A 4300-nucleotide genomic window follows, 5' to 3' on the forward strand; every position below is an offset into this window, starting at 1 on the left:
ACCGGTCTGCCCTGACGCAAGGGCTTGAGTTTGCCGTCGTCGCGACGAGGACCTGGCGGTTAGCCGACCTTGGCGCAAAACACATGCTGCTGAAGGAAGGTATCGGCTGGGGCAACATGCCGGAACCGATGGTTCGCGAGGATATCGCCAGCGGACGCCTCGTCCACCTTGATATGCCCGACTGCAGGGGTGGCCCCTATCGGCTGCAGGCCATCTACCGCAGCGACAACCCACCTGGGCCTGCAACCTCCTATCTCATTGCCCGATTTGAAGAGCAGGCCGAGAACGACAAGCTCTTGTCCAAGTGCGCTCAGGAGGAGCAGCCCCTAGGAAAGGGTGAGGCAATGCCGGCGTTCTGAGCCACACCTCCTGCTCGTCTCAACCCTGCTCACCAGGCGAAGCCAGACTTTCATTCGATAATCTCGAACATGAAAGACAGCTTTATCCGACTTTTTCTATCATAACCCAGATGCCATCTTCCACTTGCGACGACGGAACAACCGCCGTCATCTCACAAAAGGAAGCTCCCATGGCTAAGGTTCTGGTTCTCTACTACTCCTCTTACGGCCACATCGAGACAATAGCCCACGCTATCGCCGAGGGAGCCCGCGCCGCTGGTGCAATGGTTGATGTAAAACGTGTCCCTGAGACCGTGCCTGAGGAGATCGCCAGGAAGGCGCATTTCAAACTCGATCAGCCTGCACCCATTGCTGCCGTCGCCGATCTCGCAGATTACGACGCCATCGTGGTCGGCACGGGCACCCGGTTTGGCCGCATGTCCTCCCAAATGGCGGCATTCTTCGACCAAGCCGGCGGCCTGTGGGCTCGCGGGGCGCTGAACGGCAAGGTCGGAGGTGCTTTTACTTCCACCGCGACACAACATGGCGGACAGGAGACCACCCTGTTCTCAATCATTACAAACCTGATGCATTTCGGGATGACCATCGTCGGCCTGCCCTACAGCCACCAAGGCCAAATGAGCGTCGACGAGATCGTTGGCGGCGCGCCGTACGGAGCCACCACAATCGCCGCCGGCGACGGCAGCCGGCAGCCCACCGAGATCGACCTCAGTGGAGCCCGCCATCAGGGCGAACTCATCGCCCGGACTGCAACAAAGCTGTTCGGCTGAACCTCTCTTTCCCTGCTTCCATCGCCAGCCTTCCTCGTCGCTTGCTCTCTCATCATGGAGCGGGATGGCTGGCTCACGCCCTCAGGCGATCTGGAGAATGTCCATGTCTTCCGACTTCAACGGCAAAATCGTCCTCGTCACAGGAGCAGGCTCCGGCATCGGGCGGGAAGCCGCACTCACTTTTGCCAAGCGCGGCGCCTTGGTCTATGCCGCCGACCTGAATGAAAATGGTCTTGCCGAAACCACCAGCATGATCGCTGCGATTGGCGGCGAGGCTCGCTCGGCGCGCGTCGATGTTTCCTCGGAGACGGACATTGCATCCCTCCTGGAGCGGATCGCCACGGAGTCCGGACGGCTCGATGTGGCGTTCAACAATGCCGGCATCACAGGCAGCGCTAACCGCATTGAGGACTACTCCGCTGATGACTTCGATGCGGTCGTGCGCATCAATCTGCGGAGTGTCTTCCTCGGCATGAAGTACCAATTGCCACTGATGAAGCAGGCCGGTGCAGGAGCGATCGTCAACACAGCCTCTGTCGCGGCTGTTACGGGTCCAGGCGGCATGAGCGCCTATGCTGCGTCAAAGCATGGCGTGCTCGGATTAACCCGCGTGGCCGCTATGGAAAATGCCGCCCACGGGATCCGGGTGAACGCCCTGGCTCCTGGTTGGACGGAAACGCCTATGGTTGTGGCAAACAGCGCACAGAACCCGGCTTTCGCGGAGCTTGCCAGAAAAGCGATTCCCGCCAAGCGCGGTGCTCATCCCAGTGAAATTGCCGCCGCCGCTGTATGGCTTGCTTCATCTGAAGCCAGCTACGTCTTCGGTCAGATGCTCGTCATCGATGGCGGCATGACGATCGGCGGCTTTGAACTCTAGCCGTGCCTTCTCAAGACAACTTCAATTCCACGATCATCCTGGAGAACTCACCATGTCGATCAATCCCGTCAGTGAAGCCGCCATTGCAGTCGTGCGCCGCAACACGGAGGAAGTTCAAGGCAAGGGCAACTTCGCACTCTTTGAAGAGCTGTTCGCGCAAGACTTTGTCGACCACACGCCGCAGCCCGGCGGCACCCCGGACCGCGACGGGGCCCTGCGCCTCTACAAGACCTTGCGTGGCGCATTTCCCGACTTTCATGCGGTCATCCACTGGCAGGCAGCGGAGGGCGATCTGGTTACCACCTACAAGACCTATCATGGCACTCACGAGGGTCTCTTCCTGGGCGTTCCTCCGACAGGAAGAAGGGTCTCCTTCGAAACTGTGGACGCAATGCGCGTGCGAAATGGGCAGATCATAGAGCATTGGGGTGTCGCCAACCTCTACAAGCTCATGGAACAGCTCGGCGCCCCCGCCGCGATGAAATCCTGAGTCCAATCCGTTTCCCTCCTCATTTTTGATTGGAGCGATAATGAGCAACATCTTGAACAGCAAGGTCGTCGTTGTAACCGGGGCCTCCAGTGGCATCGGGCGCGCCATCGCCATCCGAGCAGCAGAGCACGGTGCTAAAGCCGTCGTCGTCTCGGACGTGGTTGAAATGCCTCGCGAAGGCGGGGAGCCGACCGTCACAGCAATACAGGCACTGGGTGTCCCGGCCCGCTTCATCCATGGCGACGTGAGTAAGCGCATCGACAACGATACTCTCGTGGAAGCTGCAGAGGAATTCGGCGGCGTCGATGTGTTCGTCGCCAATGCGGGTATCACATTGCGCACGGATGGGGTCGATGTGCCTGAGGAGGATTACCGCCGGCTTATGGCCGTCAATCTCGATGGGGTTCTCTTCGGTGCTCAGGCGGCCTCACAGCGCATGAAAGCGCATGGCAAAGCTGGTAGCATCGTGCTCATAGCCAGCATGGGCGGCATTGCGGGCGCAGGAATTACTGTCGCCTACTCGACCAGCAAGGGCGGTGTGGTGCTCATGGCCAAAGCCCTGGCCGATGCACTTGGACCTGCCGGCATCCGTGTCAACGCCATAGCACCAGGTACCATCGACACCGTGCTGCTGCGAACATCTCCTGGAATTGCGGAGGCCTCGGAAGGCTTTCGACAGCGCACTCCGCTCCGGCGGCTGGGTCAGCCATCCGAGATCGGTGATGCCGTAGCCTATCTTGGCTCGGATCTGTCGAGCTACGTGTCAGGCCATGCGCTTGTCGTCGATGGTGGTCTCCTTGCAGTGATTTAGGGCAAACCGCCTGGCGCCAACCTACCGGTCTGGCACGCTGAGAGCAGCTGATAGCGCAGATACATTCGGCACTTACTTCTATTCGAATATGTCGAACAATTCGGTCGATCTTATTCGGCTACTCCGGAAAACTTCCCACATGTCATCACTTCCACACCAGCCCACCAAGAGGGTGGACTTCAGCAAAAGGAGCATTCAAATGTCATCCGCTACTCTTCCACGTCAAATCGCTGATCTGCCCGCCACCTCGGCGCTTATAAGTGCCGCGCCAGTTCTTGGCCGCCTGCTGCTCGCGGGGATTTTCCTGCTCTCAGGCTTCAGCAAAGTCGCCGCTCCGACCGTGACTATTGGCTACATCCAGTCCGTCGGCCTGCCGCTGGCAGAGGTCGCCTATGGTCTGGCGGTCGCCACCGAAATCCTCGGCGGACTTGCGCTTGTTGTTGGCTTCCAAACCCGGCTCGTGGCATTGGCTCTTGCCAGTTTCACGATAGCGACGGCTTTGACGTTCCATAATGACCTGTCCGATCAGAACCAGTTCATTCACTTCTTCAAGAACATCGCCATGGCTGGCGGCCTTCTGCAGGTTGTGGCCTTCGGCGCAGGGTCGTTCAGCCTGGATAATCGGCACCGTTGAAGTTCCCATAAAAGCCGGGGCGGCAGACGCCCCGGCTTTTTCGTGTCTTTTAGGTAGAGCCATCAGGAGTTCAGCCATGCCTTCTATGAGGGTGCTTCGCTTTGAGGCTTATGGTGCGCCGTCGATACTGAACGTGCAGAACCTCCCCGTCCCTGAACTCAATTCCGGCGAAGTGCTGGTAAAGGTGCGTGCGAGCGCAGTTAACCCAAGCGACGTAAGGATCGTCTCGGGCTTGTTCAACGCCTCGGTCCCACGAACGCCTAGCCGGGCTTCGCCGGTCTCATGGCGTCCGGCTAGATGGGAAGACAAGGAAGACTAGGCTCAGGACCTATTAATTTGGGCTGAGGTGTGATTCAGAG

6 protein-coding genes are annotated in these 4300 nt (G+C 59.1%); all 6 read left to right on the forward strand.

Annotated features, from left to right (window positions below):
- The coding region (locus LG661_RS24180) for a LysR substrate-binding domain-containing protein (protein ID WP_230534554.1) at positions 1-359 on the forward strand (359 nt) is incomplete at its 5' end.
- 170 nt (positions 360-529) lie between these two features.
- Positions 530-1129: an NAD(P)H:quinone oxidoreductase gene (gene wrbA / locus LG661_RS24185; protein ID WP_230534555.1), complete on the forward strand. Its 600-nt coding sequence runs from the start codon at positions 530-532 to the stop codon at positions 1127-1129.
- Between the two features lie 103 nt (positions 1130-1232).
- Positions 1233-2006: an SDR family NAD(P)-dependent oxidoreductase gene (locus LG661_RS24190; protein WP_230534556.1), complete on the forward strand. Its 774-nt coding sequence runs from the start codon at positions 1233-1235 to the stop codon at positions 2004-2006.
- A 52-nt stretch (positions 2007-2058) separates the two neighbouring features.
- Positions 2059-2496, forward strand: coding sequence for an ester cyclase (locus tag LG661_RS24195; protein WP_230534557.1), 438 nt, complete (start codon positions 2059-2061; stop codon positions 2494-2496).
- A gap of 40 nt (positions 2497-2536) precedes the next feature.
- Positions 2537-3307 (forward strand): SDR family oxidoreductase, encoded by a 771-nt coding sequence (locus LG661_RS24200; RefSeq protein ID WP_230534558.1) that lies wholly within the window; start codon positions 2537-2539, stop codon positions 3305-3307.
- A gap of 199 nt (positions 3308-3506) precedes the next feature.
- On the forward strand, positions 3507-3941 hold the full coding sequence (locus tag LG661_RS24205) for a DoxX family protein (RefSeq protein WP_230534559.1): 435 nt from the start codon (positions 3507-3509) through the stop codon (positions 3939-3941).
- The last annotated feature ends 359 nt before the right edge of the window (positions 3942-4300 follow it).

The organism is Microvirga roseola, from assembly GCF_020866965.1.
Classification (GTDB): Bacteria; Pseudomonadota; Alphaproteobacteria; order Rhizobiales; family Beijerinckiaceae; genus Microvirga; species Microvirga roseola.